1 protein-coding gene is annotated in these 1328 nt (G+C 59.4%); it reads right to left on the bottom strand.

Translation table 11 applies throughout. The features are described from left to right. Nucleotides 1-38: 38 nt before the first annotated feature. Nucleotides 39-1258, bottom strand: a protein-coding gene (locus tag G7009_RS27255) for an IS3 family transposase (protein ID WP_219856811.1) whose coding sequence is annotated in 2 segments (ribosomal slippage) — nt 39-913 and nt 913-1258 — 1221 coding nt in all. Because the reading frame shifts where the segments join, the coding sequence is not laid out codon by codon here. Between the last annotated feature and the right edge of the window lie 70 nt (nt 1259-1328).

Below are 1328 nucleotides of genomic sequence, written 5' to 3'. Positions count from 1 at the left end.
CTGGACTTGCCCCTACCGAACCGGACACCAACTCCCCGTTAAATTGATGCTGCTGCCAAGCGCCTAAACTCTCGCGGCGACCGATATTTCAAGGCGCTATGCGGATGCTGCTCGTTGTAATGCTCGAAGGCAATCGTCAGGTTGCGCAGCGCCGTTTCTCGATCCGGTTTGGGCATGTGCGCCACATAATCACGCTTGATCGTCTTCACGAAGCTCTCTGCCATACCGTTGCTCTGCGGGCTGCGCACCGGCGTAGTCACCGGCTGCAAGCCGATCTGGCGGGCAAACAGGCGCGTCTGCTCAGCGATATAGGCCGAGCCATTATCGCTCAACCATTGCACCGGTTTGCTTGGTAGTTGATCGCCAAAACGCTTCTCCACGCTTTCCAACATCAAGTCTCGGATGTCATCGCCGCTGTAGCCTGTCGGGCTGGCAACCCAGCCGATGGCTTCGCGGTCGCAGCAGTCCAGCGCAAAAGTTACGCTCAACTTTGCACCATCGTCGCAGCGAAACTCGAAGCCGTCCGAACACCACCGTGTATCGCTGGTAGCGACGGCGATTCGGCCTTCATGCCGGCGTTGCACGCCAGGTTGCTTGATGCGCCGCGCCAACAACAAGTTGTGGTCGCGCATGACGCGATAAACCCGCTTCACGTTGATCGGTGGCAGCGACTGGGTTTCACGCTCGCGGCGCAGCAAACCCCAAACGCGACGGTAACCGTAGCTCGGCAACTCGCTGACTTGCTGCTTGATCTCGGCGACCAGCTCCGTATCGCTTACAAGCCGGCGCTGCCGTGCCTTGGGCGATACCGATTGCTTGATTCGAACCGTTAATTGCGAGCGCGACACACCGAGACATTTGCTGACCAGTTTCACTGGTCGTCCCCCGGCAACAAGGGTGAGTGCGCAATCCATTTTCGCGAACGGGCGATCTCCACGGCCTCTTTGAGGACTTCGGCTTCCATCGTCTTCTTGCCCAGCATCCGCTGCAATTCGCGGATCTGCTTCAGCGCATCGTTCAGCTCGGACGCGGGTACCACGGCCTCGCCGGCGCTGACTGCCGAGAGGCTTCCGTCCTGGTACAGCTTGCGCCACAGGAACAGCTGGTTGGCATTGATGCCGTTGCGCCGGGCCACCACGGATACGCTTTGTCCGGGTTCAAGGCTCTCGCGAACCATGGCCAGCTTCTGGTCGGTGCTCCAGCGGCGTCGGCGTTCCTGGCCGAGCAGTTCGCCACCCTTGTCGTTGCTGTTAGTCATAAACATACCCGTTTGCCTATCCCTTATCTTAAGGGCGGAACGGTGTCCTGTCTTTCATGGGGCTCGTTCA

Source organism: Pseudomonas capeferrum (genome assembly GCF_013523055.1).
In the GTDB taxonomy this organism is placed as follows: Bacteria; Pseudomonadota; Gammaproteobacteria; order Pseudomonadales; family Pseudomonadaceae; genus Aquipseudomonas; species Aquipseudomonas capeferrum_A.
This window is presented reverse-complemented; position numbering and strand designations above follow the sequence as displayed.